This is a genomic window from Enterococcus xiangfangensis, from assembly GCF_005405365.1.
Lineage (GTDB): Bacteria > Bacillota > Bacilli > Lactobacillales > Enterococcaceae > Enterococcus_A > Enterococcus_A xiangfangensis.
Genome location: NZ_BJDX01000011.1, coordinates 56160 through 82441, shown reverse-complemented (window position 1 = coordinate 82441; position 26282 = coordinate 56160). Strand labels below are relative to the sequence as shown.

The 26282-nt window shown below is 40.7% G+C and carries 25 protein-coding genes; 20 read left to right on the top strand and 5 right to left on the bottom strand.

Annotation, left to right across the window (positions count from 1 at the left end; all coding sequences use genetic code 11):
* Positions 1-2 precede the first annotated feature (2 nt).
* Genes FFM68_RS11810 through FFM68_RS11790 form a run of 5 tightly spaced genes read left to right on the top strand, consistent with a single transcriptional unit; the run spans position 3 to position 3850 of the window.
* Positions 3-1037 (top strand): methionine ABC transporter ATP-binding protein, encoded by a 1035-nt coding sequence (locus FFM68_RS11810; RefSeq protein ID WP_137619506.1) that lies wholly within the window; start codon positions 3-5, stop codon positions 1035-1037.
* The gene (locus FFM68_RS11805) at positions 1034-1705 is read left to right on the top strand and encodes a methionine ABC transporter permease (protein ID WP_137619505.1); all 672 of its coding nucleotides are present in this window, start codon (positions 1034-1036) and stop codon (positions 1703-1705) included. The genes FFM68_RS11810 and FFM68_RS11805 overlap by 4 nt, the downstream gene beginning before the upstream one ends.
* Before the next feature lie 21 nt (positions 1706-1726).
* Positions 1727-2581, top strand: coding sequence for a MetQ/NlpA family ABC transporter substrate-binding protein (locus FFM68_RS11800; RefSeq protein ID WP_137619504.1), 855 nt, complete (start codon positions 1727-1729; stop codon positions 2579-2581).
* A 16-nt stretch (positions 2582-2597) separates the two neighbouring features.
* Positions 2598-3071 carry an S-ribosylhomocysteine lyase gene (locus FFM68_RS11795; RefSeq protein ID WP_137619503.1) on the top strand — a complete coding sequence of 158 codons (474 nt, stop codon included), beginning with the start codon at positions 2598-2600 and terminating at the stop codon, positions 3069-3071.
* 8 nt (positions 3072-3079) lie between these two features.
* Positions 3080-3850 carry an SDR family oxidoreductase gene (locus FFM68_RS11790; protein WP_137619502.1) on the top strand — a complete coding sequence of 257 codons (771 nt, stop codon included), beginning with the start codon at positions 3080-3082 and terminating at the stop codon, positions 3848-3850.
* Between the two features lie 37 nt (positions 3851-3887).
* Here FFM68_RS11790 and FFM68_RS11785 read toward each other — a convergent pair whose 3' ends face one another.
* Complete coding sequence (locus FFM68_RS11785) at positions 3888-4742, bottom strand: RluA family pseudouridine synthase (protein ID WP_137619501.1); 855 nt, start codon at positions 4740-4742, stop codon at positions 3888-3890.
* A gap of 209 nt (positions 4743-4951) precedes the next feature.
* On the opposite strand from FFM68_RS11785, the gene FFM68_RS11780 reads away from it, so the two are divergent.
* Together FFM68_RS11780 and FFM68_RS11775 are read left to right on the top strand one after the other, a co-directional pair.
* On the top strand, positions 4952-7153 hold the full coding sequence (locus FFM68_RS11780) for a PBP1A family penicillin-binding protein (protein WP_137619500.1): 2202 nt from the start codon (positions 4952-4954) through the stop codon (positions 7151-7153).
* A gap of 69 nt (positions 7154-7222) precedes the next feature.
* Positions 7223-7564, top strand: a complete 342-nt coding sequence (locus FFM68_RS11775; RefSeq protein ID WP_137619499.1) for a YlbF/YmcA family competence regulator — start codon at positions 7223-7225, stop codon at positions 7562-7564.
* 113 nt (positions 7565-7677) lie between these two features.
* Here FFM68_RS11775 and FFM68_RS11770 read toward each other — a convergent pair whose 3' ends face one another.
* Positions 7678-7863, bottom strand: coding sequence for a hypothetical protein (locus FFM68_RS11770; RefSeq protein ID WP_137619498.1), 186 nt, complete (start codon positions 7861-7863; stop codon positions 7678-7680).
* A 357-nt stretch (positions 7864-8220) separates the two neighbouring features.
* On the opposite strand from FFM68_RS11770, the gene FFM68_RS11765 reads away from it, so the two are divergent.
* From FFM68_RS11765 to FFM68_RS11725, 9 genes are all read left to right on the top strand, one after another.
* Positions 8221-9402 carry a metallophosphoesterase family protein gene (locus tag FFM68_RS11765; RefSeq protein WP_137619497.1) on the top strand — a complete coding sequence of 394 codons (1182 nt, stop codon included), beginning with the start codon at positions 8221-8223 and terminating at the stop codon, positions 9400-9402.
* Positions 9392-12022 carry an ATP-binding protein gene (locus FFM68_RS11760; RefSeq protein ID WP_137619496.1) on the top strand — a complete coding sequence of 877 codons (2631 nt, stop codon included), beginning with the start codon at positions 9392-9394 and terminating at the stop codon, positions 12020-12022. Before FFM68_RS11765 ends, FFM68_RS11760 begins: the two co-directional genes overlap by 11 nt.
* On the top strand, positions 12019-12963 hold the full coding sequence (locus FFM68_RS11755) for a 3'-5' exoribonuclease YhaM family protein (protein ID WP_137619495.1): 945 nt from the start codon (positions 12019-12021) through the stop codon (positions 12961-12963). Before FFM68_RS11760 ends, FFM68_RS11755 begins: the two co-directional genes overlap by 4 nt.
* A gap of 141 nt (positions 12964-13104) precedes the next feature.
* Positions 13105-15525, top strand: a complete 2421-nt coding sequence (locus FFM68_RS11750) for an HAD-IC family P-type ATPase (RefSeq protein WP_137619494.1) — start codon at positions 13105-13107, stop codon at positions 15523-15525.
* A gap of 451 nt (positions 15526-15976) precedes the next feature.
* Positions 15977-17467, top strand: coding sequence for a phosphohexomutase domain-containing protein (locus tag FFM68_RS11745; protein ID WP_137619493.1), 1491 nt, complete (start codon positions 15977-15979; stop codon positions 17465-17467).
* A 98-nt stretch (positions 17468-17565) separates the two neighbouring features.
* On the top strand, positions 17566-17919 hold the full coding sequence (locus FFM68_RS11740) for an iron-sulfur cluster biosynthesis family protein (protein WP_137619492.1): 354 nt from the start codon (positions 17566-17568) through the stop codon (positions 17917-17919).
* A gap of 121 nt (positions 17920-18040) precedes the next feature.
* Positions 18041-18712, top strand: a complete 672-nt coding sequence (sapR, locus tag FFM68_RS11735) for a two-component system response regulator SapR (protein ID WP_137619523.1) — start codon at positions 18041-18043, stop codon at positions 18710-18712.
* 13 nt (positions 18713-18725) lie between these two features.
* Positions 18726-19748, top strand: coding sequence for a two-component system sensor histidine kinase SapS (gene sapS, locus FFM68_RS11730; RefSeq protein WP_137619491.1), 1023 nt, complete (start codon positions 18726-18728; stop codon positions 19746-19748).
* Positions 19749-19823: 75 nt separating this feature from the next.
* Positions 19824-20687 (top strand): GRP family sugar transporter, encoded by an 864-nt coding sequence (locus FFM68_RS11725; protein WP_137619490.1) that lies wholly within the window; start codon positions 19824-19826, stop codon positions 20685-20687.
* A gap of 260 nt (positions 20688-20947) precedes the next feature.
* On the opposite strand, the gene FFM68_RS11720 is transcribed toward FFM68_RS11725, so the two are convergent.
* Both FFM68_RS11720 and FFM68_RS11715 read right to left on the bottom strand, forming a co-directional pair.
* Positions 20948-22138 (bottom strand): toxic anion resistance protein, encoded by a 1191-nt coding sequence (locus FFM68_RS11720; RefSeq protein ID WP_137619489.1) that lies wholly within the window; start codon positions 22136-22138, stop codon positions 20948-20950.
* Positions 22139-22198: 60 nt separating this feature from the next.
* Positions 22199-22852, bottom strand: coding sequence for a 5-bromo-4-chloroindolyl phosphate hydrolysis family protein (locus FFM68_RS11715; RefSeq protein ID WP_137619488.1), 654 nt, complete (start codon positions 22850-22852; stop codon positions 22199-22201).
* A 265-nt stretch (positions 22853-23117) separates the two neighbouring features.
* On the opposite strand from FFM68_RS11715, the gene FFM68_RS11710 reads away from it, so the two are divergent.
* Genes FFM68_RS11710 through FFM68_RS11695 form a run of 4 tightly spaced genes read left to right on the top strand, consistent with a single transcriptional unit; the run spans position 23118 to position 25318 of the window.
* Positions 23118-23687, top strand: coding sequence for an NUDIX hydrolase (locus FFM68_RS11710; RefSeq protein ID WP_137619487.1), 570 nt, complete (start codon positions 23118-23120; stop codon positions 23685-23687).
* Between the two features lie 28 nt (positions 23688-23715).
* Entirely contained in the window at positions 23716-24000 is a 285-nt protein-coding gene (macP, locus tag FFM68_RS11705) for a cell wall synthase accessory phosphoprotein MacP (RefSeq protein WP_137619486.1), read from the top strand.
* A 48-nt stretch (positions 24001-24048) separates the two neighbouring features.
* Positions 24049-24741, top strand: a complete 693-nt coding sequence (locus FFM68_RS11700; RefSeq protein ID WP_137619485.1) for a 5'-methylthioadenosine/adenosylhomocysteine nucleosidase — start codon at positions 24049-24051, stop codon at positions 24739-24741.
* A gap of 31 nt (positions 24742-24772) precedes the next feature.
* The gene (locus tag FFM68_RS11695) at positions 24773-25318 is read left to right on the top strand and encodes a cysteine hydrolase family protein (RefSeq protein WP_137619484.1); all 546 of its coding nucleotides are present in this window, start codon (positions 24773-24775) and stop codon (positions 25316-25318) included.
* A 147-nt stretch (positions 25319-25465) separates the two neighbouring features.
* Here FFM68_RS11695 and FFM68_RS11690 read toward each other — a convergent pair whose 3' ends face one another.
* Positions 25466-26140 (bottom strand): HAD family hydrolase, encoded by a 675-nt coding sequence (locus FFM68_RS11690; protein ID WP_137619483.1) that lies wholly within the window; start codon positions 26138-26140, stop codon positions 25466-25468.
* Positions 26141-26282: the final 142 nt, after the last annotated feature.

Here is a 26282-nt window from a genome sequence, read left to right as displayed (position 1 = left end):
AGATGGAAAAACAGGAACAACCAGTTATCGAATTGCAAGACGCTGTCGTCACCTTCAAACGTAATCAAGAATCAATCACTGCGTTAGACCATGTGTCTTTAACGATCGAACAAGGAGAAATCTATGGAATCATCGGCTACTCTGGTGCAGGAAAAAGTACGTTGATCCGGGTGATCAATCATTTGCAAGTCCCGACTTCAGGAAAAGTGATCGTGAATGGTCAGGCGCTGGAAGAGCTGGATTCGCATCAGTTTCAAAAAGCTCGGAAAAAAATCGGTATGATCTTTCAACATTTCAATTTGATGAATTCACGTACCGTTTTAAACAACGTGGAGTTCCCTTTACTAGGTGAGAAACTTAGTAAAGCGGAACGGCGTGAAAAAGCTTTGGGTTTGTTGAAACTGGTAGAGCTTGAAGAACTTGCAGGAGCGTTTCCGGATCAGCTATCTGGTGGACAAAAGCAGCGGGTAGCGATTGCTCGGGCATTGGCAAATAATCCAGATATTTTAGTCAGTGACGAAGCGACTAGCGCATTGGATCCAAAGACAACGTTATCCATCTTGAAATTGCTTCAGCGTTTGAATCAACAGTTGGGATTGACGATTGTTTTGATTACACACGAAATCCAAGTAATCCAAACGATCTGTCACCGGGTTGCTGTCATGGAAGCTGGCGAAATCATTGAACAGGGGAAAGTCGCTGAAGTTTTTATGCGGCCGAAAAAACAGCTGACGAGAGAATTTATCGATACATCGATCAATGTCCAAGAAGCATTGAAAAGGATCCGTCAAAGTAATTCACAAGATCTTTATGTTCTGAAATTTATTGGAGACACGACGAATCAAGCGGTAGTGACCGAAATGGCGCAAAAATTCCAAGTAGCGGCCAATATTCTTTTTGCCAACGTCGATCAATTCGATAATTTGACAGTCGGAGTCATGATCTTAAATTTAAGCGGCGAAGTTTCAGCGGGGGTTGATTATTTACGACAGCAAGGAGTCGATGTCGAAGTAATCAAAAAGGAGGTGCGGTCATGAGTAATTTGTTTCCTCATGTGCTGACTATGCAAGGAGCGATTTGGCAAGCGACTTTGGAGACGGTGTACATGACGATCGCTTCAGCGGTGATCGCCGGTGTGATTGGTTTATTGACCGGTTTGCTCTTAGTCGTAACGCAACCAGGCGGGATTATTCAAGATCGTAGTTTCTACAGCGTGCTGGACAAAGTGGTCAATCTTTTACGAAGTGTTCCATTTATTATTTTACTAGCGGTCATTTCACCGTTGACCAGTTTTCTTGTCGGAACAACTGTTGGAACGACAGCCGCACTAGTCCCTTTAGTAATGGGAATCTTTCCTTTTTATGCGCGTCAGATTCAAAATGCGTTGCAAGAAGTCGGACAGGGCGTGATCGAAGCTGCTCAGTCAATGGGATTGAGTAATTGGGAAATTATTTTTCGAGTTTATTTAAGAGAAGGATTGGCAGATATCATTCGTGTGTCGACGTTGACAGTAATCAGCTTGATCGGATTGACGACGATGGCTGGAGCAGTTGGAGCTGGCGGTTTAGGGAATGTGGCGATCAGTATCGGCTATGCTCGTTTTCAAAATGATGTGACTTTTGTCTGCATGATCATCTTATTAATAATGGTATTTGTGATTCAATTTATCGGGGATCGGCTCGCGAGTCGTTTTACTAAGTTTTAATATCGGGTAGGAGAGAAAAGTATGAAAAAATTATTAGCTCTTTTGGGCGTAGTGGTGGTATTGGTAGCCGCCGGTTTCGGGATCCATCAAGTGAGTGGGCAGTCGCAAAAAAAAGAATCAAAAACGATCGTTGTTGGCTCGCAAGGTTCTGATTTTCAAATTTGGCAGCACATCGCTGACAGTCCGGAAGCCAAAGAAGCCGGCCTGAAGATTCAAGTCAAAGAAATCACTGACGGAGTACAACTAAACAAGGCAACAGCAGACGGCAGTGTCGATGTGAATGCTTTTCAGTCATATTCATATTTCAAAGCATTCAATCAACAAAATAAGAAAAATCAATTGGTGAATTTAGGGACAACTTATTTGGAACCATTAGGAATCTATTCAGAAAAAATTCAATCACTGGATGACCTTGCAGATGGTGCAACTGTTGCGATTGCTAATAATCCAGCGAATACAGCTCGCGGTTTATTATTGTTACAAGAAGCTGGTTTGATCACGTTGAGCGACGATTTCGGACCATTGAGCGGAGTAGAAAAAGTTGCGGAAAATCCTAAAAAATTGGTTTTCAAACAAATCGATGATACGACAGGGCCACGTGTATTGAAATCAGTCGACGCGGTATTGATCTCTAATACAGTTGCTTTGGATGGCGGCTTAAATGTGTTGGAAGATTCTTTGTTCCATGAAAAAGTCGATCAAAGCACAAAGAACAATGTCAATATCTTGGCGACGGCTAAAGATAATGAAGACAAAACCAACTTTAAAAAGTTAGTGAAGCTATACCATAACAAAACGATTCAAAAATATATCGAAAAAGAATTCAACGGAACAAAAATCGAAGTTGTTAAACCAGTAAGTTATTTAGAAAACTAAAAGGAGTGTTTCAAACATGGCAGAAGTAGAAAGTTTCACATTAGATCATACAAAGGTAAAAGCACCTTATGTACGTTTGATTGCTAAAGAAGACGGCGCAAAAGGCGATGCAATCACGAATTTTGATTTACGTTTTGTTCAACCTAACGAAAATGCGATCCCAACAGCGGGTCTGCATACGATCGAACATCTATTAGCCGATCTATTACGCGATCGTTTAGACGGCGTGATCGATTGCTCACCGTTTGGCTGCCGGACAGGGTTTCATTTGATCGTTTGGGGCGAACCGACTGCTCATGAAGTTGCGGTGGCGTTGAAAGAGTCATTGGAAGAGATCGCTGAAAAAACTCAATGGGAAGATGTTCAAGGAACAGATATTGTCAGTTGCGGAAACTATCGCGATCATTCACTATTTTCTGCTAAAGAATGGTCGAAAAAAGTCGTTGCCGAAGGAATCAGTGATGATCCGTTTGAACGTCATTTGGTCTAGGTGAGAAAATGTTTCCAGAATTAAAAGAAAAAATTGTATTAGTGATCGGTAGCAGTCAAGGGATCGGTAAAGCAGTCGTTGAGACGTTTTTAGAAAATCAAGCGACTGTGATCGCTGCAGATATCGCCTACGATTTTACAGAACTGCATCCGGCAGATCAAAACTATTTTCAAATACATTTGGATATCAGCCAAGAAGCCGAAGTTTCGGCGTTGAGTCAGCAGCTGATCGAATTGAATTTGGTTCCTGATACCGTCGTGGATGTGGCGGGAATCTCAACGATGGATTTTCTAGTAGAAAGCAAAACGAGTGATTTTGACAAGACTTATCAAGTCAATACTCGTGGCACGTATTTAGCAGCTAAATATTTTACTTGCGCGATGATCGACCACGGTAAAAAAGGGCGGCTGATTGTGATCGCTTCGCAAGCCGGCAAAAACGGCTACCGCGGAATGGCGGCGTACGTTGCTTCCAAACATGCGGTATTAGGTTTAGTAAAAACATTAGCCATCGAAGTTGCACCAAAGCAAATTTTAGTCAACGCTGTTTGTCCTGGAATCATTGAGACAGAGATGAAGCAACGAGAACGAGTTGAAGGCGGTGCGCTGCGAGGATTGAGCGCTGAAGAGATTCGGCAAGAAGATATCAGCCAAGTGCCGTTAGGTCGAACAGGAACGCCGCAAGATGTGGCCAACGTTGTTTTATTTTTAGCAAGTCCATTGGCAAATTATATGACTGGCCAAGCACTTAACGTTACTGGCGGGATGACAATGCATTAAAAAAGGTTGTGACAAAAAAATCTTGTCACAACCTTTTTTATGTCCACAATCCTGGTAATGCTTGAACTGAAATCACTTGATCAGTAAACGGGTGCGTCAGATGCAATTCATACGCGTGGAGCATCAAACGCTGTCGATCAGCTTGGCTGTATAATGGATCGCCAACTAATGGATGCCCAATACTGGCTAAATGAACGCGGATTTGATGGGTTCGGCCAGTTTCTAATTGGCAAAAAATAGCAGTTTGATTTGAAAAGGAGCGAGCAATCTGTACGTGAGTCACGGCAGGCTTGCCGCCTTTTGGATCAATTCGACGTTTCCGGCGATCGTGGCGATCGCGACCGATTTTTTTATTGATCGTCAGATTTTTTGTGAGTTTGCCGTGGACTAATGCTTGGTAACGTCGGAAAATCACTTTTTGTTCTAATAATCTTCCTAAGATCGGCAACACAAAAGGATTTTTTGCAAATAAAATCGCACCGCTAGTTTCTTTGTCTAAGCGGTGGACGACATGCGGCTGATGATCAGGTGCTAAATAAGCCGCCAAATGATTCAATAAGGTATCTTGTTCAATGGGTTGATTCGGATGTGTTTTCATACCCGCTGGTTTATTAACGATAATCAAATGTTCATCTTCATACAAAACAGTGATCAAAGATGGATCGCCCAATAAAATTTGGCGTTCGGGATAATCGCTCGTTTCAAGTATGACGGTAATGCGATCGCCTGGATGAACCAAGTCTTGAAAGTGACACGTTGCGCCGTTGATCAACAGCCCTTTACGAGTCCGAATAAAATGCCGTACTTTACGCGGTACGAGCCATTCTTTTTCTAGTAAGTCTTTGACTGTCATTTCAGTAAATTGTTGGGGCAAAGTCATCGTAAATTCCATTAGATCGCTCCTTGTTTTGTTCATTGAAAGTATCAAAAATTTTATTTTCTGGCTTATTGTATCACTTTTAACGGATATTTAAGAAAAAAATCAGCTTTTCCTTGAGAAGCCATGCTAGAATATTGCAAGTGTCAGTCTCAAGACCCAAGCGTTAAGATTGGGTTTTATGGTACACTGTGTCTGAATTTTAATAGAATGGAGATCAAAAAATGGATTTTCAGGAAATTTGGCGTAAATTTAAACAAGGCGCAAAAGTTTTTTGGCAGAAATTTCGCAGCGGCACAAAAATATTTTGGCAATGGGCCAAGCCATATTTGATTCGTTTTCACCATTGGCGCAAACGGATTTGGAAAAAATACCACGTCAATAAAATCTTGCTATTATTAACACTCGTTGGAGTTTTAGTGATGAGTGTCTATCTATTTTTCTTGGCAAAATCGGTCAACGTAGAGACGCTACAATCCAGCTTGAAACAATCAACGGTAGTCTACGATAAAAAAAATGAGCAGGCAGGTTCGCTTTATGGACAAAAAGGGACTTATGTAGAAAGTGATCAAATTTCTTCCTATTTAAAAGATGCGGTCGTTTCAACAGAAGATCGTAATTTCTACAGTCATCATGGTTTTGATATCAAAGGGATCGCACGGGCTGCGGTAGGGTTGATCACTTCTGGTCATATCACCGGCGGTGGGAGTACGTTGACGCAGCAGTTGGCGAAAAATGCTTATTTAAGTTTAGATCAAACTCTAGAACGAAAAGCTAAGGAAGTTTTCATGGCGATCGAGATCGAAAAGAAATACGATAAAGAACAGATTTTAACGATGTATCTGAATAACTCATACTTCGGCAACGGTGTTTGGGGTGTTCAAGATGCTTCGAGAAAATATTTTGGCGTAGATGCCAATCAATTATCCCTTGGAGAAGCTGCGACGATCATCGGCATGTTGAAAGGGCCAAATATTTACAATCCGATTGATAATTTAGAAAATGCCGTAAATCGCCGTGATACCGTTCTTTCAGTTATGGTAGAAACGGGCAAGCTGACTGAAGAACAAGCAGCGCAAGAAAAAGCTGTTGATCTTGGTGCGGAATTGAACGATACGTATTCATCAGCAGATGCAGGGTATCGTTATCCGTCTTATTTTGATGCGGTCATCGATGAAGCGGTTGAACGCTATGGTATCTCCGAAAAGGATTTATTAAATAAAGGCTATAAAATTTACACTGCGTTAGATCAGGATTATCAAAAACAAATGGATGCTGTTTACGAAAACACGGCCAACTTCCCAGCGGATGCAGAAGATGGGGCGATGCCGCAATCCGCTTCAGTAGCGCTGGATCCTAAAACCGGCGGCGTTCAAGCTTTAGTCGGACGGCGCGGTGAACACATCTTCCGAAGCTACAACTTTGCAACACAAATGCGGCGTTCGCCAGGCTCGACGATCAAACCGTTGAGTGTTTATTCACCGGCGTTAGAAGCCGGTTATAAACCGGATAGTGTTTTGAAAGATGAACCGCAATCGTATTACGACGCAAAAAATTATGATGGAACAACTCAAGGCGAAGTAGCGATGTATCAGGCGGTCGCTCAAAGTTTAAACTTGCCGGCAGTCTGGTTGCTGCACGAACTTGGATTGAATAAGGGATATAACAAAGTCGAAGAATTCGGAATTTCATTAGACAAATCCGATCGATATTATGGCTTGGCTTTAGGCGGATTAGAAAAAGGAACTTCACCGATTCAAATGGCGGCGGCTTATGGTGCCTTTGCTAATGAAGGAAAAGTTTATGAACCGCATTTAGTTACTAAAATTATCGACTCGACTGGTGCGGTGATTGAAGACAACAGCTCACCTAAATATGAACAAGTCATCTCAAAAGAAGTCGCAAATGAAATGACCAGCATGCTATTAGGAACATTTTCAAATGGAACGGCGGCCCAAGCTGCACCAGCTGGCTTTACAGTTGCTGGTAAAACTGGGACGACTGAAACTAATTTTGATGCAAATAAAGTCAATGACCAGTGGATCATCGGCTATACACCAAATATCGTGATTTCTACTTGGCTAGGTTTTGAAAAGGTCAGCGAAACCCATTACTTGAGTGGAACAAGCGGCTCTGAAGTCGGTCAAGTCTTCAAAGCAGAAGCGGAATCGATCTTGCCTTATGCCGGACAGTATTCTTTTGAAGTGGCAGATGCTTATGCGACAGGCGGTCAAGTCGTAGCAGCCGATCAAGTGAATCAAGGCAATCAAAATGGCGAGACAAGTAAATGGCGAGAAGACCTAAAAGATATTGGTGGCAAGGCTAGCGAAGGTGCCGCGAACTTCTTTGAAAAAGCTAAAGCCGGCGCGGATAAATTGATGGAAAAAGGCCAAGAATTGTGGCAGCAATACCAACCAGGAAATTAGGGTTTGAACCCGTTTCCATTCATGTTACAATGAAAAAGTAACTTTTATAGAAAATGAGGGAATAAAAAAATGGCAAACATTTATGATTCAGCAAATGGATTAGAACGTGAAATTCGTGAACTACCAGAATTCAAATCTTTAGAAGCAGCTTTTGCAGAATTAAAGGAAAATGAAACAGCGTATACAGCATTCAAAGAATTCCAAGCATTCCAACAAAGTTTGCAAGAAAAACAAATGCGCGGCGAAGATTTTAGCGATGAAGATGCAGCGCAAGCACAAGCATTAGCTGAAAAAGTTCAACAAGAAGAATTGATCAATGAACTAATGGTGAAAGAACAAGCCTTTAGCGTGATCATCAACGACTTGAACCGAATCATTATGACTCCAATCCGTGAATTATACGAAGGATAAGTCTTTAAGAGGTTGTGACAACATGTTGTCACAACCTTTAATTAATTTACTATATAAAATACGCTAAAAACGTTAGGAAGACCGGCTCAAAACGAGCGGCCTTCCTAACATTTTTATTTAAAGAATTTTTTGAATTGACCTAGTAAATCATCCATTTTATCCGATCTTAGTAAATTTTTGGCTTTGTCATAGTAATCGCCTAACTCTTCTTTGTGGTCTTCGATAAACGTTTTAGCCTTTTCAAGATTGTCCTCATTCAATAATTCTTTGACTTTTTTGATCAGTTCTTCGCGCTCCATCTTTAGCGACCTCCCTTTTTATTCTAGTTTATAACAGGCAGTCGACTTTGATGAAAAGTTATGCTTGGCTCTGCGGTCAATGGAACGAAATAACGGATAGTTGAATTACAGATGGAAGTATTTTGAAGGATCAGTTTGGAGATTTCCGTGTCATTAGTGTACATATCTATCAGTTTTCAGATCAAATTGATATTTTTAAAGCTAGTTTTTAAAAGGGGCACAGATTACTGAAATGCGAACAAGTTTTCGCTTTTTTATGGTAAAATAAACGAGATTGATTAGTTGAAGAGTCCTGGATCGGTCAACAATCACTTTAGGACGACAGCTATGATTGAATAACATGACAGGAGGAAAAAAATGAAATTTTTACATGCAGCGGATCTGCATTTAGATCGCTCATTTGAAGGTCTGACCAGTGTGCCAGAATATTTTCAAGAACAATTGACGACGGCTAACCAAAAAATGTTGAAAAATATTGTTGATACAGCACTTGTTCAAGCAGTAGATTTCATTTTACTGGCTGGTGATACGTTTCATCAGAATCGTCCTACATTGCGAACACAGCGCTACTTTTTTCAAGAGATGGGGCGTTTAGCCGAAGCTGGTATCTCTGTTTTTATGAATTTCGGCAATCATGATTTTTACCAAGCTGAACGTTATTGGTTCGCTTTTCCAGAGAATATTCATCGATTCACCGATGAACAAGTCGAGACGAAAAATTTTGTTACAAACGCCGGCGAGAAAATCGCGATTACGAGTTTCAGTTATCAACATCCTACAATCGAGACAGCGATGGCTGCAAGTTTTCCGCGTAAAAGTACAGCAGATTTTCATATCGGAATGTATCATGGCGGACAAATGCCTTATGCACCGTTTCAGTTGACAGAATTGGTGTCAAAAGGCTATGACTATTGGGCGTTGGGACATATCCATGTGCCACAAGTTTTAGCACAGCAGCCGCTTGTGATCTATCCCGGCACACCGCAAGGGCATACACAAAAAGAAACCGCGCTGGCAGGAGTCAGTCTAGTTGAGAGTCAAGGAAATCAATTAATTGCCAAACCCATTCCAGTTGAAGCGGTTCGTTGGGAGAAACGAACGATTTCATTGATGAATGTGAAACGGCCACGTGAACTATTTCCTTTGCTGAAAAAGTTAACCGCAGAGCTGCCGACACTGTTACAAATCGAGTTCAGCCAGACTGAAGGATTAGGTGAAGAACTTGCTTACCAAGTGGCCTCTGGTGAATTGTTGACGGCTTTACAAGAAGAAGTTCCCGAGAATATCTTTTTATGGAAAGTATCCTTAGCAGAGCTACCGCAAAAACGTCCTTATCTTGCAGTGAATAAAGAGTTGGTCGATCAGTTGATTGCGACGTATCAAGCACCAGCGATTTTTAACGATTTATTGAGCGAGCTGGAACAAAATCCGCAGCTGCATCAGTTGCTGGATAAAGGATTCAGGAGCGATACAGTTGCTCTATTGAAAGAAAAAATGGCGCGCAGCTATCGTTTTAGGAGGGACGCCGATGTGGATTAAAAAAGCGGAGATCACAAGCTTTGGCAAGTGGCGCCAACAAACATTTTTATTTGAAGCAAAAAATCAACTAGTCTATGGGTTGAATGAAGCCGGAAAATCGACATTGTATCAATTTATCCAAGCGATCCTTTTCGGTTTTCCAGCAAAACGAAAAAAAGGACAAGATTACACGCCAGATGACGGCAGCGGTTTTGGCGGACGCCTGCTGATCGTGCATGCGACGTATGGAACGGTGACGATTGAGCGCTACAAAAATAAAAATAAAGGCAAAGCCAGAGTATGGTTAGCTGATGGTCAACAAGGTGACGAAGAATTGTTGGAAAAAATTCTTTATCCGCTGAATCTGCAGCTTTTCCGCCAAGTCTTTACCTTTCAACAAGAACAATTGCAACAATTAGAGCTGCTGACTGAAGAGAATTTGCATGAAGCGCTGATTTCATTAGGATTATCCGGTAGCAACGAACTATTTGAACAGCGTTTGCAATTGAAAAACACCTACGAAGGGATCTATCGACCGCGAGGACGCAAACAACCATTGAACCAAGCGTTGCAAAAGTATCAAATGTTGCAGCAAAAAATCAGTGAAAAAGAAGCACAAGAAGCGAGCTTCCAACAATTGGTCCGTCAAGCGGATGAGGAAAAACTACAAGTAACGCAACAAGCTGCAAAAAATAGAACCTTGCAAGAACGTAAATTGCTGCTAGAACAGCAACGAATGAATTGGACTAGTTATGCAGAATTTTTAGAACTGCAAAAAATGGAGCTGCATTCAGTAGCAGATGAAAAACAGCGTGGTAAGCTACAAACGTTCTATCAAGACTATCAACAATTGATGAAGGAACAAGAAAAATTACATGCAGCGTTGCAGCAGCATAGCGGTAATCAAGATTCCGCTCGGTATTATTTTTATTTAGAAAATGAACTGCGTATCCAGCAGTTATTAGATGAAAAAGTCGCTATCAGTCGAATGTTGGACGAAGAGCAGCGAATCGCTGTCAAACTTGCGCAAACAGGAACGCAGGCCTCTCAATGGCAACAATCTCCGCCACAGCCATTTGTAGATGAATCAGCGATTCGAGCACTTTTTGCTCCGCTGCAAGCCCAACAAAAAATGCTGGAGGAACAGCGGATTCGCCTGCGTTTAGTTAATGAACAGCGGGATCAAGCAGAAGCGAGTCTCAATGCGTATGAACAAAAGCATCCTGAACTTTTTAACAATAAAAAAAATCCGCCGTGGCTGTTTGTCGCAGCAACGCTTGGATTGCTTGGGGCATTTTTAGTTCCGGCTCCTATACGCTATCTTTTGCTGATTGCTGCCGCAGCTTGTGGGATTGCAGGTGTCGCTAAGCGTAGCCGACCGGCTGACAAAGATACGTGGCAGGAGAAGTTGGGGCAGTTAGATGTTTATGAAGGGCAGTTGGCAGAAACAACAGAAAAACTCAACCAGAGTCAGCAAAAAAATCAACGGCTACTGGAACAAATCCAAAAAGAATTACGTCAACGAAATTTGACGAGTACGGAAAATGAATTTGCAGTGATCCAAGAAAATCAGCAAGCTAAGAGTTATTTGGCCCAGCAACAAACAAGACAGGAGTTGCACCAGCGGCAAGCAACTTTGCATCAGACGTTGCTGCAGCAAGAACAAGACTTTGCCTTTTTAGCTGAATGGCTGCCGCTACATGAAAAAACATTGTCCGAAAAACTTTTGACATTAGAGCAATTTGCCAAAGAGATGGAACAGATCCGATTTGCGCAAACCTATCAAGAAAATACCGTGTTGCAGCAACGTATCCACGAGACACAAAGGCAGCAACAACAACTATTAGACCAATTTCAGCCGTTGTTGAAAAAGTTAGGACTGGCGTACCCGGCAGAAATTCCAGCCTTTTTACAGCGGGAAACAGAAGTCTTTCAAAAACGAATTCGTTTACAAGAATTGACGGAAAGTGTTGCTCCATTATTCACACAGGAGACAACGTTGGCAGCAATCGAAACTTCATTAGCCAACTTGGCACAAGAGATGCAAGTCAGCGAACAACAGCTGCTTCAATTACAAGAACATGAGCAAAGATCGCGGCTGCAGATCCAGCAAATGCAAGCGGATGGGACGTTAGACAGTTTGTATCAGCAAGTGAGTCAGCAACGAGCATTAGTTGAAAAATTGACGGCTGATTATGCCGCAGCAAAGCTGGAAAATCAATTATTACAAGATATCGCGACTGAATTATCTGAGCAGCAATTGCCGGAATTATTAAACCAAGCGACAGATTATTTTCAACTATTGACCAATAATGAACATAGCCGGCTGGATTTTACGGAAGGAGTATTGACTGTCGATCAGTTGAGCCTTTACAATCTTTCGACCGGAACTAAAGATCAAGTCATGATGGCATTTCGTTTTGCGTATCTGACGTTGCAGCAAAAGCATCCGCTGTGTCCAGTAATCATTGATGATGGCTGGCTACATTACGATCATCAGCGAAAATATCAATTCGCTAAATTATTGCAGCAATTTAGTCAAAATTATCAAATCATTTGTTTGTCATCTGATCAAGAAATGGTAAGCTATTACCAAGAGCTTCACCAGCCTGTCTGGGAATTGAAGGGAGTCCAACGATGAAAAAAATCAAAGAATTAACGGTTGATGAGTTATTTGAGATGTATGTACTGATCAAAAATGCCGATGTCCGGTTAGCTAAAAATGGGAAAAAATTTATCGCGTTTACGTTCCAAGATACTTCAGGAACAGTGGACGGAAAATTCTGGGATGCCTCAGAAGAAGAAATCAAACGCTATAGAGCTGGACAAGTTGTTTTGTTGAACGGCAAACGAGAGATGTATCAAGGCAATCCGCAAGTCAAGATCATCCATTTGCGTACGACAAAACCAGAAGAGCCGAATGATCCTGCGCTATATATGGAACGCGCGCCGATCAAGCGTGAAGAGATGGAAGAAGAGATCAATCAGACATTATTCGAGATCACGAACGCGCATTGGAATCGGATCGTCCGCTTTTTATTGAATAAATATCAAAAAGAGTTTTTTGAATTTCCAGCGGCAAAACGCAACCACCATGCTTTTGCTGGCGGCTTGGCCTTCCACACATTAACGATGCTGCGCTTAGGCAAGGCGATTGTCAAAGAATATCCGCAGTTGAATGCGTCACTGCTTTATGCCGGGATCATTATTCATGATCTAGGCAAAGTGATCGAGTTGACCGGCCCTTCTTCGACTGAATATACAGTAGTCGGAAATCTGGTAGGCCACCTTGTGTTAGTCGATGAAGAGATCACTAAGGCTTGTATTGAGTTGAAGATCAACGATGCTGACGAAGACATTGTCATTTTACGCCATATGGTTTTATCGCACCATGGGTTGTTGGAATATGGGTCACCTGTTCGACCAAGAATCATGGAAGCAGAAATTTTACATCAAATCGATAACATTGATGCTTCGATGCAAATGCTTTCCAGTGCGGTAAAAAATGCTGAACCGGGAACGTATACGGAACGGATTTTCGGTATGGACAATCGCAGTTTTTATGTACCAAAAGATATTTGACCTGAAGCTGTGCCAAATTATTTTGGTACAGCTTTTCGCGTTTAAAAAGACGTACGGATATCTGCCAAATATAAGTCGTGTTAAGATAAAGAGAGTAGAACAAATTATCCGAAGTATTGCGATGAGATGAGGTGAAACCGGATGAAAAAGAAGGAAGAAGTTCAAACGGTGAAAGAAAATTTTGACGGTGTCGAGATTCCAACAGAATTAAAAGGATTGACTGATTCTGAGGTTCAACAAAAAACAGCACAAGGACAGATCAATCAAGTGGAAGATAATTTGTTGAAAACCGATAAAGAGATCATCAAAGAAAATACAATCACTATCTTTAACATTCTTAACTTTGTATTGGCACTGCTAGTGCTCTTAGTCGGTTCACCAAAAAATACATTGTTTTTCGGAGTAGTGATCATCAATACATTGATCGGGATCATTCAAGAGTTACGTGCTAAACATACGATCGATAAATTATCCGTCCTTGCTAAAACTAAAGTCAGTGTATTAAGAGCGGGACGTTTGCAACAGATCGAGCAAGAAGCAATCGTGTTAGGTGAGACAGTGTATTTGCGAAATGGCGATCAAGTTCCTGTAGATGGGTATTTGTTAGTTGGGGCTGGAGTCGAAGTAGATGAATCGTTGTTGACCGGCGAAGCAGATCGCGTGCAAAAAAAAGAGCAAGATAAATTATTCAGCGGTAGTTTTGTAACGGCGGGTGAATGCTTTTATCAAGCAACGGCTGTTGGAAAAGATAATTTTGCAGAACAATTAACGAGTGAAGCTAAAACAAAAAAGACCGGGAATTCTGAATTAACAAAAGTCTTGAGCCGCATGATCGCGGTCTTGACGGTAGTGATCATTCCGGTTGGTTTAGGTTTGTTTTATAGTCAATACCAAGCCTCTGATTCCATTAGACAAGCAGTGCTAGGCACCGTTGCGGCATTAGTCAGCATGATTCCAGAAGGCTTGATGCTATTGACGAGTGTCGCATTTGCAGTGGGTGCAGCAAATTTGGCACGGAAAAAAGTGCTGGTCCAAGCATTGCCTTCTATAGAAACATTGGCACGTGTCGATGTAATTTGCTTAGATAAAACGGGAACAATCACCGACGGCACCTTGGAATTTGAGTCAGCACTGTTGGAAGATATCTCAAATGAACGCTTGAATACGATCATGGGTGCGTTGATGCAGCACTTAAAAGATCAAAATGCCACGGCTAACGCGTTACGCAAAGCCTTTCCAGCTGCCGGCAATTGGCAAGCAGAAAAAGTTATTCCATTTTCTTCTGCACGAAAATGGAGTGGGGTGACATTCAAAGACCAAGGTAGTTTCGCTTTTGGTGCACCAGAATTTATATTCAAACAGATGCCAGAAAAAATGCAGCATCAGATTCAGCCGTATTTGGAAGAGGGGCAGCGTGTACTTGTTTTAGTTGAATATCCTGGAATGTTGACAGAAGAATTGCAGAAAGAACCGCAGCTTTTGGCCATTCTGATTATTTCAGATAATCTACGGGAAAATGCGCAAGCAACGTTTGGTTATTTTGCCGAACAAGATGTTCAGTTGAAAGTAATTTCTGGGGATCATCCATTGACTGTTTCAAAAATCGCGCAAAAAGCTGGGATCGAAAATGCCGCAGCATTTATCGATATGTCTACTTTGACTGAACCGATCGATTATTCGGCATTGGTGACGAAAAAGACAGTTTTTGGTCGGGTCACGCCAAAACAAAAACGTTCTTTGATCCGAGCCTTGAAAGAAAATCATACAGTCTGCATGACTGGTGATGGAGTCAATGACGTCTTAGCATTGCGAGAAGCGGATATCGGTGTTGCGATGGCTAACGGTAGTGGTGCAGCTCGGGCTGCTGCGGATGTAATTTTATTGGATTCTGATTTTGCTCGAATGCAAAATGTTTTGAATGAAGGTCGGCGAGTCATCAATAATATTGAACGGGTCGCCTCGATGTATTTAGTCAAAACGATCTATTCCTTAATCTTAGCGGTCATCTTTATGATTATCACAAATCCTTATCCATTTGAGCCAGTCCAACTGACACCAATCAATGCTTTGACTGTAGGGATTCCTTCCTTTTTCTTAGCATTGAAACCAAGCTATGAACGAATCAAGGGCGACTTTTTAAATAATATTTTACGTGTCTCATTACCGGGTGCTCTGACTGTGATCAGTGCGGTAATGATCATCCAGCTGGCCGCTCATTTATTTAAATTGGATTATCAGGCGACTTCGACAATGTCGGTCTTTCTGACGGGCTGTGTCGGCTTGTTGGTTTTGTATAAAGTGTCCTTTCCGCTTGATAAGAAAAAAATTGCTTTGATCACTATATTGAGCAGTGCATACTTAAGCTGTTATTTATTTTTTAGAACGTTCTTTGATTTCGATAAACTTTGGAATCGTAATCTGTTTTTCGTTATTCCGTTGACGGTCGGAATTTATTGGCTATTCAAAGGATTGACTTTAGTGATGGAACAATTGGTCGCATGGCGAATCCGTTGGCAAAAGAAACGGAAAGAAAAAAAGAAATCGAAATCACGTGTTATTTAGTGAAAAACTGGTTAAAATGATAAAAATCCCCGGAAAAGGCTTTCTTTTTCGGGGATTTTGGTATAATAAACTAAAAGTAGAATTATCGGACTTATTTTTCTAAAAGAAAAATAAATCCATAAATAGGAATAAGGATGCCAGTCCAACTTTTCGCAGGTGACATATTTAGTAAAATAGAAAAAGTAGATAAACCAGCAAAAAGCTTGAGTCACATAGTTGGATGGTATACGGCATGAAAATCGGACTTATTTTTCTAAAAGAATAAATCCATAAATAGGAATAAGGAAGCCAGTCCAACTTTTCGCAGGTGATGTATTTAGTAAAAAAGAAAGAGTAGATAAACCAACAAAAAGCTTGAATCACACAGTTGGATGGTATACGGCATGAAAATCGGACTTATTTTTCTAAAAGAAAAATAAATCCATAAATAGGAATAAGGAGGAATTTATCAATGGAATTATCGAAGTTGCAAAATGGTTCGGATATTCGCGGGATTGCTATCACGACTGAGGACAAGGTAAAAAATTTAGGGGCTGAAGAAGCTCGTTTGATTGCGCAAGGAATTCTTAATTGGTTAGCAAAAAATGGGATAAAACGGCCTAAAATTGGGATCGGCCACGACAGTCGTTTAACGGGTCCGGCATTAAAAACAGCAATGATCGACGTTTTTAAAGCGACTGGATGCGAAGTGTTAGACTTTGGTTTAGCCACAACGCCGGCTTTATTTATGGCGACACAGTTCAAAGAGTTTGCTTGTGATGCAGGAATTATGCTGACAGCCAGTCATCTGCCATTTTATTTCAATGGTATCAAAATTTTCAATCAAATCAGCGGTGCAGAAAAAGCGGATATTGCTTATATTTTAACTCACACGGAAGCTAGTGAAGCGGCTGAAGGGACAGTTCAGCAAGCTGATTTGTTGACGCGTTATGCTGCGGATCTAGTTGAAAAAATTCAACAAGGCAGCGGCAGCAAACAGCCGTTGAAAGGCATGAAGATCATTGTTGACGCGGGAAATGGCGCCGGCGGTTATTTTGCTGACAAAGTTTTAGCTGTTTTAGGTGCGGATACGAGCGGTTCACAGTTTTTAGAACCAGACGGAAATTTTCCAAATCACATCCCAAATCCTGACAATAAAGAAGCGATGGCAAGTATCAAGCAAGCTGTTTTAGATAATCAAGCCGACCTTGGTGTGATTTTTGATACAGACGTTGATCGTTCAGCGATTGTTTCAAAAGATGGACAAATGATCAATCGAAACAATTTGATCGCGGTATTGGCGGCGATTGTTTTACAAGAATACCCAGGTAGCACGATCGTGACCAACTCGCCGACTTCAGATCATTTGAAACATTTTATTGAAGAAAAAGGTGGCAAGCAGTATCGTTATATTTCTGGTTACCGCAATGTTATCAACAAGGCGATCGAGCTTAATCAAGAAGGAATCGATTGCCAGTTAGCGATCGAAACTAGTTCTCATGCGGCCTTTAAAGAAAACTACTTTTTAGATGACGGGGCATATGTGATCGCAAAAGTTTTGATGCTGTTGCCAAAATTACAAAAAGAAAATCGAGAATTGACGGATTTGATGGCTGAATTGGCACAGCCCGTGGAAACATTAGAGATTCGCTACACGATCTCAGGGGAAGATTACAAAACGATCGGTCAACAAATGATTGATACCTTCCGAACAGAATTACCAAAACAAGCAGGTTTTGCAGAGAATCCTGAAAATCAAGAAGGTGTACGTTTTTCCGTGACTGATCCGTATGGAAAAGGTTGGATGTTATTGCGGTTAAGCTTGCATGAACCATTGTTAGTGATGCAAGTAGAAAATGATCAAGCCGGTCAAATCCAAAAACAATTGCCGCTTTTCCGTGAGATATTAGCTCAGAATTCTAAAATCGATTTGACCAAATTGGATCAACAATTAACTAAGTAAGATTGCTTGCAAAAAAGCCTCTTTGTCTGATGCTATCAGTGAAAGAGGCTTTTTCAGTGCAACATAAGAGTGAATAGATTAAATTAGGAGGGATAAAGATGAGAATTTTATTGGATGAAGCAGCTAAAGCAAAACTTTTGCCATACTTGGACAGCGACAAGGTCCTGTTATTAACGTTTGAAGACGGGGTCGGACCTTATTCACAACACGCGATGATCCACATGCAGACACAATTTTCGATCACTATCATTTCAAGTAAGATGGAAAAAAACGATTATAACGAAAAAATTCCTTCAGAGATTGGCGATTTTTGGATCAAAGGGTATTCAAAAGATGCATTACAAAATGACCTCCGAATCAAATTTAATCCGCGTCTTAGTACGTTTAGTTTGTCGGGTGAAGGCGGGATGATCGACGATAATTTAGGGTTGATTGATTTTACTAAAAAATAAACCGGATCGTCTTTTATTTCGTTTCTGTTCTTTGCTATGATGATACAAAGAGTTTAAGTACTTACTTAGTTTTTTTGCTAGTTAAGTTAGTAAAACAAGAAAAAAGAAAGTGGGAGATACAGTGGCGAAAATTATGATCGTTGAAGATGAGGCAGTAATCCGCCAATTGATCGGAGAAGAGTTGACGAAATGGAGATTTGATGTGTATCAAATAACGGATTTCAGTCAAGTTTTTGAAGAATTCGAACAAATTGCGCCGCAGCTTGTTTTATTAGACATCAATCTACCGGTCTATGACGGTTATTATTGGTGCCAAAAGATTCGTGAAGTTTCCAAAGTTCCGATTATTTTTATCTCTTCCCGAAATACCAATATGGATCAAATTATGGCGATGAATATGGGGGCAGACGATTATATCACAAAACCATTTCAGGTCGATATTTTAGTCGCAAAAATTAATGCACTATTGCGGCGTTCATACAATTATGCTGAAAGCGGCGAAGCATTGGAACATAACGGCATCACACTGAACATTGATAACAGCAGTATGACGATTCAACAAGAAGTTGTAGATCTCAGTAAAAACGAATACCGATTGTTGTTTATTTTGATGAAACAGCATGGCAAAATCTTGAGCAGAGACAAGTTGCTGAGGGCATTGTGGGACGATGAACGTTTCGTTGACGACAACACATTGACCGTGAACATCAATCGTCTGCGTCGTAAAATCGAACAAGCGGGGATCGAAGATTATATCCAAACAAAAGTCGGACAAGGCTACATTGTTCCATGAGCGAGGAGTGCGTATGACATTTATTAACTACTTAAAGGATCGTTTGCTAGTTTTATTAGGCTGGGCAGTGTTGAGTCTGTTGTTGATTGGGATGGTTTGGTTAACACCGGATCTGCACGGTTTTTGGGATAATCTCAGCTATTTATTGATCTTGCAGTTGTTTTTGGTTTTTCTTTTTTTCACTGTCGATTACTATCGGCGCAAAAAATGGTATCAATCATTTGATCCAGCGGACGATACGCAGCTTCAGCAGTTTATCGAAGCCGCAACTAGCAATGAAGAACGGGTGGTCCAGGAATACGTAAACCAGCAAGTCCGGCAGCATCACTTACTGACGGAACAATTATTGAGCAGTCAAAAAGATCAAAAAGATTATTTAGACTCGTGGATCCACGAGATCAAAGTTCCGTTAGCGGCGGTAGATTTGATTTTGAATTCGATTGAATTTGATATTCCGGATGATAAATTCTTTTTATTGCAAAATGAGCTTCAGCAAATCGATGAGTATGTCGAACAAATTCTATATTATTCTCGTTCCGATGAATTTGTGAATGACTATTTGATTCAAGAATATTCGTTGAAAAAAATTATTCAGCCGATCATCCGCAGCCAGGCAAATTATTTTATCCAAAAAAATCTGCAATTAACACTTGCAGAAGAAGATGCTAATGTGTTAACAGATGCGAAATGGATCGAATTTATCTTCCGTCAATTATTGAGTAACGCGATCAAATACACACCCGATCATGGAAAAATTACTATTGAAATCACAACGAAAAGCGGGGGTGTTGAATTACGCCTGAAAGATAGTGGAATCGGCATTCCACCAGAAGATTTAGGACGAATCTTTGATAAAGGTTTTACTGGAGAAAATGGCCGCAAAGCGCAACAACATTCTACCGGTCTTGGATTGTATCTGGCCAAGACGTTGGCAGAAAAACTTGGAGTGGGTTTAACTGCACAATCAACGATGGATGTTGGAACGACGATGACTTTATTTTTCCCTCGATTAGATTATTATCATGAAGAACGATAATTTTTTGTTTTTTTGTTGCTAAATTTCCTTTTTTTCGCTAAACTATTCCAGTTGTGAATTGAAGGGAGTAAGTATATGAGTATTTTGATTGCCCTAATACCGATGGTAGCATGGGGAAGCATTGGTTTGGTAAGTGGAAAATTAGGCGGAGACGCTAACCAGCAAACCTTAGGAATGACGATGGGCGCTTTTATTTTTGCATTAGTGACTTTCTTCATCGTTCAACCAGCAATGAGCGGTTGGATCGCGTTGATTGGTTTCTTATCAGGCTTTTTCTGGTCGATTGGCCAAAATGGTCAGTTTCACGGGATGAAATTTATGGGAGTGTCGGTCGGTTTACCGATCTCAACCGGGTTTCAATTGATTTTGAATACCGTCGCCGGTGCAATATTCTTCCATGAATGGACTAAAACAAAAGATTTTATTTTTGGGTTCATCGCGTTAGCCTTGCTTGTTTTAGGAGCGTATTTAACGGCACGCAAAGATGACGAAAGCGGCGTCAAAGTAGACAATGGTATGTTGGACTTTGGTAAAGGATTTCGGGCATTGATCTTTTCGACCTTAGGTTATGGTGTTTACACAATTATTATCACATGGGCAGGTCTGGACCCATTAGCGATCATTTTACCGCAAAGTGTCGGAATGCTAGTCGGAGCTAGTTTCTTTGCCTTTCGCAAAGCAAAAGTCGACCGCTATGTTTGGCGCAATATGACTTCAGGCTTATTGTGGGGGATTGGGAATATCTGTATGTTATTGTCTGTCCAAAACATTGGTTTAGCGATTGGTTTCTCATTGTCACAAATAGGAATCATCATTTCAACGCTAGGTGGGATCTTCTTGTTAGGTGAACATAAAACCAAAAAAGAAATGTATTATGTCATTATCGGCTGTCTGCTGATCATCGTCGGCGGTGTCGTGTTAGGATATATGAAAGCATAAAAAAAGCATGCCTCGGCATGCTTTTTTTGCGCTCCGTCAACCCTGAGGAAGAAAAATTATCGAAGTCAATCGTACATTCTTCCGTAAATTGTAAATTTCTATTGGTTGATCCGAGTAATTTCTAGTACGATGATCTATTGGGAGATTCCTTTTTACTTTATTTACAAAAAAAGTTGGTAAAAAACCGGCTGCGATTTTCCACCAACATGAACTATTATAAAATTATTTTTTGGCTCTAGTTTGGAATAGCACTGTCCGGTTTATTGACCAGAATTTAATTCCATCAGTTTTTGTTTCAAGTCGTTTTCCATATGACCAATCTCGATTTCAGCAGCTTGTCGCCGTTCACGGCCTTCTTTTTGGATTCGCAAGGTTTCTTCAAGTGTTTCGACTAAATCATTTTGCGTTTGTTGCAGCGTATCAAGATCAACGATGCCGCGTTCATTTTCTTTAGCCGTTTCGATAGTTGAGATTTTCAACATTTCTGAATTTTTCTTCAATAGATCATTTGTCGTCTCAGAAACTTGGCGTTGTGCGGTAGACGCATCTTTTTGGCGTAATAAAGTCAATGCGATCGCCACTTGGTTTTTCCATAAAGGAATCGCTGTATTGATCGATGCTTGGATTTTTTCTGCTAAAGCTTGGTTCGTATTTTGGATCAAACGGATCTGCGGAGCTTGCTGGATCGTAATCTGGCGAGCCAATTTTAAATCATACGTCCGTTTGTCTAAGCGATCTAAAAATTGTGTGTAGTCGTTTACGATTTGAACGTCCATTTGATCACCGGAAGCTTGTGCTTTTTCTGTCGCTTCAGGGATCGTAGTCAATTTCATTTCCTCCATTTTTAGTTCTGCAGCAGCGATGTAAATGTTCAAAGCATCGAAGTAGTCTTTGTTTTTGTTGTAGAGTGTTTCTAACATTTGATTGTCTTTCAATAAACCATCTTTTTCGACATTCAATTTAGTTGCGATCTTATCGATTTGAGCACCAATCTTTTGATATTTAGTGGTGATCTCATAAATAGATTGTTTGACTTTGCCAAACATTTTTTGGAAAATATTGCCTTCGCCGACCCGTAATTCATCAGGGTTGGCTTCATTTAAGCGATACATCAATTGATTTAACGAATCGCCGACAGGTCCGATGTCTTGTGCTGAAACGGTGTTCAACATGGACTGTGAAAATTCGCTTAATTTAGTTTGTGCAGTCGCACCGTAACCAATGACTGCTTGTGAGTCGTTGATGTCGATTTTTTTTGCTAATTCTCGTGCTTGTGCTTGGCGTTCTGCGGGTAATTTATCGACTAAGCGATCTGCTTGTTCTTGCGACTGCAAGTGAGAGATTTCTTGTTGTTGGACAGGGGTCAAAGAATCGGTGCCGAACGGATTGCTAAGCAAGTCATCTAGCGTACTGTCGACAGGTTTGATTGGTTGTTTATTTTCTGGTTCCACGTTGGTTCCTCCTGTTCAAAAAAATCTAGCTTCAGCTAGATTTTTTTGTTTCGTTATTTTTTACTTTGTGGACAAATCAGGATCGTGCTTAAGATTTTTCTTTGCAATCGAGATCTCAACGTCCATCTCGTCTAAGTCTTCAGCTACGAATTGTTGGTAGTCTTTCACGATTAAATCAGCCATTTGATCGATGATCTGTGCGCTTTCTTCTAGTTTACCATAAACTTCTTTCGTCTTGACTTCATGACCGTTGATTTCGACATAATTATCAGTTAAATCAACAATGTTCGGTAAATGAGTATAAAGAAATTGGCTCGCTTCCGGCAGACGCTTAGGATCTTTCACCAATTCTTTGAACAAAGCTTTGGCAGCCTTTAACGTGTCATGACGTAAGTCGATCGCTTTTAATTTCGCATTTTTTTGGATATTGTGTTGCAGACGGAAAATCTGTTGTTTGGAAAGATTCATTGTTTCACGGAACAATTCGATTTCACGCTCACTCATACCCACTGTTTTATAATACGTCTCTTTTTCTTTGCTTAGAGAGGGCAGCTCCTCTTTTTGCGGACGCGCTTTTCTTCCCTTAAATCCGCGATAGATCAGCCAAGACCCAACGACCAACATTAAAAAGACGATATAATCATCGAAGTCTCCTCCCAAAAAAGCGAGAACGCCGATTGCTGCGATGATGATAGGGAATAGTTTCCTTCGCATAATAATCCTCCTAGTCTAGTAATAACCCTTCACATAAATTAGTCTAAATCCTTGATTTCTTTACACGCTCATCATAGCATGAAATTCTATAGAAAGAGTATCGGACTAAAGATGGATTTTTCATATTTAGAAAAAACATAAGAATTTTCTGTGATACAATAAGGCAGAACTATTGAGTGAAAGTCATTCGTGCTGTCGGTTGTATTTTATAATAAATCATGCAAAAAAAATCGAGGGTTAGAACGAAGGAGGACAAAGTGTCACGATGTTAGAGTATAAAGATTTTGAAGAAAAGACGATTGAGCGGAAAGAACTGTTCAAAGGAAAGATCATTGATGTATTTTTAGATGAGGTTGCACTGCCGATGGGCGGAGTAGCAAAACGAGAATTGGTTTTCCATCACGGTGGCGTTGGGATCATTCCAATCACGCAGGAAAACAAGCTCATCATGGTCAAACAATTCCGCAAACCGTTGGAAAAAGTGGTGTTAGAGATCCCTGCAGGTAAAATCGATCCTGGCGAAGGACAGCATCCTGAAAAGACAGCGTTACGCGAATTAGAAGAAGAGACCGGCTATCGGACTGAAAAATTATCCTACATAAATGAAATGTATTTATCACCAGGCTTTTCCAATGAAAAATTATATATTTATAGCGCTACTGACTTAGTCAAAGTTGAAAACCCTCGAGCACAAGATGACGATGAAGTCTTAGAACTTTATGAATTGACACTAGAAGAAGCCAAAGAGGCGATCCAAACAGGCTTGATTTGCGACGCCAAGACAATTTTTGCGGTCAATTATTGGGAATTGTGGCAATATAAAAATAAGTACTAAATCAGCAGGAACAAGGAGAGGATCACGCATGAGCCAATCACCACTGGTGACGCGCAGCGAATTGAGAAAACGAAAAGAAGAGCAGGAACGGTTGGCTCAAGAACAACGTGAGGCCGCTGAACGAGTCTACGAAAAAAGAGAAAAAGAAATCAGTTCGGTCTATCGGAAAGAACTCAAAAAAAATAAACCAGTCACGAAATCTCGCAGCAGCGAGCGCGTCAAACAAAAAGAACGAGGCAGTTTTTTAAATAAAGCGATCATTCTAGTTTTATTACTTTTGATTGTAGTGATGCTAGCCGTATTCTTTATTTAACGAATCTGCAATAATAAAAAATAATTTATATGAAATAGGGGAAAGATTATGAAAATCGGTATTATTGGTGCAATGGAACCAGAAGTAAAAGCATTACGCGAAAGCTTGGAACACCCATTATCTTGGGAACAATCAGGTGCATTGTTTATTTCAGGCAGCTTGGGCAATCATGAAGTAATCGTCGTCCAATCAGGGATCGGAAAAGTTTTAGCATCGATCACTACAGCCGTTTTGATTCAACAATACAAAGTCAACATGGTGATCAATACCGGAACAGCCGGCGGAATCGGAACAGGTCTAGCCATTGGTGATCTAGTGATCGCTGACAAAGTAGCTTATTTTGACGTAGATGCAACAACGTTTGGTTATCAATTGGGACAAGTTCCTGGTATGCCGCTTTATTACGATGGATCTGCGTATCTAAAAACGGAAATGTTGGAAGCCAGCAAAAAATTAAATCAGCCTGCACACGTAGGTCTGATCGTTTCAGGCGATACGTTTGTCAGCAGCCCAGCAAAAATCTATGAAATCAAAGCGGCTTTTCCCGATGCATTAGCCGTTGAGATGGAAGGTGCCGCAATTGGGCATACCGCCGCACAATTTGGAATCCCATTTTTGATCGTGCGGGCAATCAGCGATACTGCTGACAGCGAAGCAACAGAAACGCACGAAGAATTCGTCAATCGGACGGGGACATTATCAGCACAACTAGTAATAGAGTTTGTAAATCATTTAAAATAAAAAAAGCTGAGAAAGAGCAGGAGGGATTTTTGTGCGGGCATTACTTTCGATTGATTATACCAATGACTTTGTAGCGACCGATGGAAAATTGACCACAGGAGCAGCTGGTCAGGCGATCGAACAAGCATTAGTAGCTGTAACAAAAGATTATTTCCAACAAGGAGACCTAATCGTTTTTGCAATCGATGGTCATGATCCTAATGATCGCTATCATCCAGAAAATAAACTTTTTCCGCCACACAATGTGATTGGTACGAGCGGCCGCAAGCTTTACGGAGCATTGGCTGACTTTTATCAAGCAAATCAAGCAGACGAAAAAATTCTCTGGCTTGATAAGCGCCATTATTCTGCATTCAGCGGCACGGATTTAGATATTCGGTTGCGTGAACGAGGAATCACGGAACTTTGTTTGACAGGCGTATGTACAGATATTTGTGTGTTGCATACTGCTGTAGATGCCTATAATCTTGGTTATCGATTGACTATTCCTGAAAATGGGGTCGCAAGTTTTGATGAGGTTGGTCATACATGGGCACTAAATCATTTCAAAAATACATTGGGCGCAACAATCGGCTAGTTAAAAATAACGTTTCATCAAAAATATAAGCAAGAGAGTGTGACAGAAGCAGAACGCTTCAAGAAATCTTGTCTTGTTCCCGAAGAAGTTGCTTCTTAGTATTTATTCGAAAAAAGGAGTGTGACAATTTTTGTCACGCTCCTTTTTTTACTTTAAATAAGTTGGAATAAACGTTGTAAAATCTTGAATAATCCCATCTTGAGCCAATCCTTCTGCTGTGAAGACTGACTGATTTTTTCCAAACGGATCAATTGCTACGATCGTTCCAATCTCAGCATTTTGTGCCGCCTGTAATCCTGAGTAAGAATCTTCGACTACTAAACAATTCTTGGGATCTAGCGCAATTTTTTTGGCAGCAACCAAAAAAATGTCTGGAGCAGGTTTTCCGGGAAATTCCCCAGTGTGATACACGATTTTATCGTAATCAAACCAGTCGCCCAACTTCAGATAATCAAAATAGAAATCAATATTGACTCTTGGCGACGCCGAAGCGATTGTCATAGGAATCTGTTCTTTCTTGGCGTAATCCAGTACATCCTTCAAGCCTTTCGTAAATTCATTATGACCAGGACTAGCTAAAACCAGTTTACGATAATACGCTTCTTTTTCATCCGCCAACTTTTCGACCTGATCATCCGCTAGTTCCGCTGAAATGAAGTGACGTAAAATAACATCGTTTGTTTTACCGTGAATATTTTTCAAAATATCATCCGCAGTCATCTGGTTCTCCGAATACTTTTGGATCAGATGCAGCCAAGCCGCCTCATGAAGATCAGAATCCATAAACATCGTTCCATTGAAATCAAAAATAATCCCTTTCATAAATACCCTCACTTTTTACTAAGATACCCCTAGTTTAGCACTTTTTGAAAATAGAAGATGAAAAAAATAAACAGCTTGCAATTTTGAGTGGATTATTCTGATTAAAAAATGTATGCAAAGCAACTTCGGAAAAGCGAAGCAA

What these genes read in the sequence shown, in the direction of transcription:
- FFM68_RS11770 (WP_137619498.1), bottom strand. Translation starts at nt 7,863, where the DNA reads ATGGAGCGCGAAGAACTGATCAAAAAAGTCAAAGAATTATTGAATGAG.
- FFM68_RS11780 (WP_137619500.1), top strand. Translation starts at nt 4,952, where the DNA reads ATGGATTTTCAGGAAATTTGGCGTAAATTTAAACAAGGCGCAAAAGTT.
- FFM68_RS11810 (WP_137619506.1), top strand. Translation starts at nt 3, where the DNA reads ATGGAAAAACAGGAACAACCAGTTATCGAATTGCAAGACGCTGTCGTC.
- macP (WP_137619486.1), top strand. Translation starts at nt 23,716, where the DNA reads ATGAGCCAATCACCACTGGTGACGCGCAGCGAATTGAGAAAACGAAAA.
- FFM68_RS11725 (WP_137619490.1), top strand. Translation starts at nt 19,824, where the DNA reads ATGAGTATTTTGATTGCCCTAATACCGATGGTAGCATGGGGAAGCATT.
- FFM68_RS11740 (WP_137619492.1), top strand. Translation starts at nt 17,566, where the DNA reads ATGAGAATTTTATTGGATGAAGCAGCTAAAGCAAAACTTTTGCCATAC.
- FFM68_RS11790 (WP_137619502.1), top strand. Translation starts at nt 3,080, where the DNA reads ATGTTTCCAGAATTAAAAGAAAAAATTGTATTAGTGATCGGTAGCAGT.
- sapS (WP_137619491.1), top strand. Translation starts at nt 18,726, where the DNA reads ATGACATTTATTAACTACTTAAAGGATCGTTTGCTAGTTTTATTAGGC.
- FFM68_RS11805 (WP_137619505.1), top strand. Translation starts at nt 1,034, where the DNA reads ATGAGTAATTTGTTTCCTCATGTGCTGACTATGCAAGGAGCGATTTGG.
- FFM68_RS11710 (WP_137619487.1), top strand. Translation starts at nt 23,118, where the DNA reads ATGTTAGAGTATAAAGATTTTGAAGAAAAGACGATTGAGCGGAAAGAA.
- FFM68_RS11690 (WP_137619483.1), bottom strand. Translation starts at nt 26,140, where the DNA reads ATGAAAGGGATTATTTTTGATTTCAATGGAACGATGTTTATGGATTCT.
- FFM68_RS11755 (WP_137619495.1), top strand. Translation starts at nt 12,019, where the DNA reads ATGAAAAAAATCAAAGAATTAACGGTTGATGAGTTATTTGAGATGTAT.
- FFM68_RS11715 (WP_137619488.1), bottom strand. Translation starts at nt 22,852, where the DNA reads ATGCGAAGGAAACTATTCCCTATCATCATCGCAGCAATCGGCGTTCTC.
- FFM68_RS11795 (WP_137619503.1), top strand. Translation starts at nt 2,598, where the DNA reads ATGGCAGAAGTAGAAAGTTTCACATTAGATCATACAAAGGTAAAAGCA.
- FFM68_RS11765 (WP_137619497.1), top strand. Translation starts at nt 8,221, where the DNA reads ATGAAATTTTTACATGCAGCGGATCTGCATTTAGATCGCTCATTTGAA.
- FFM68_RS11800 (WP_137619504.1), top strand. Translation starts at nt 1,727, where the DNA reads ATGAAAAAATTATTAGCTCTTTTGGGCGTAGTGGTGGTATTGGTAGCC.
- FFM68_RS11785 (WP_137619501.1), bottom strand. Translation starts at nt 4,742, where the DNA reads ATGGAATTTACGATGACTTTGCCCCAACAATTTACTGAAATGACAGTC.
- FFM68_RS11745 (WP_137619493.1), top strand. Translation starts at nt 15,977, where the DNA reads ATGGAATTATCGAAGTTGCAAAATGGTTCGGATATTCGCGGGATTGCT.
- FFM68_RS11700 (WP_137619485.1), top strand. Translation starts at nt 24,049, where the DNA reads ATGAAAATCGGTATTATTGGTGCAATGGAACCAGAAGTAAAAGCATTA.
- FFM68_RS11760 (WP_137619496.1), top strand. Translation starts at nt 9,392, where the DNA reads ATGTGGATTAAAAAAGCGGAGATCACAAGCTTTGGCAAGTGGCGCCAA.
- FFM68_RS11775 (WP_137619499.1), top strand. Translation starts at nt 7,223, where the DNA reads ATGGCAAACATTTATGATTCAGCAAATGGATTAGAACGTGAAATTCGT.
- FFM68_RS11750 (WP_137619494.1), top strand. Translation starts at nt 13,105, where the DNA reads ATGAAAAAGAAGGAAGAAGTTCAAACGGTGAAAGAAAATTTTGACGGT.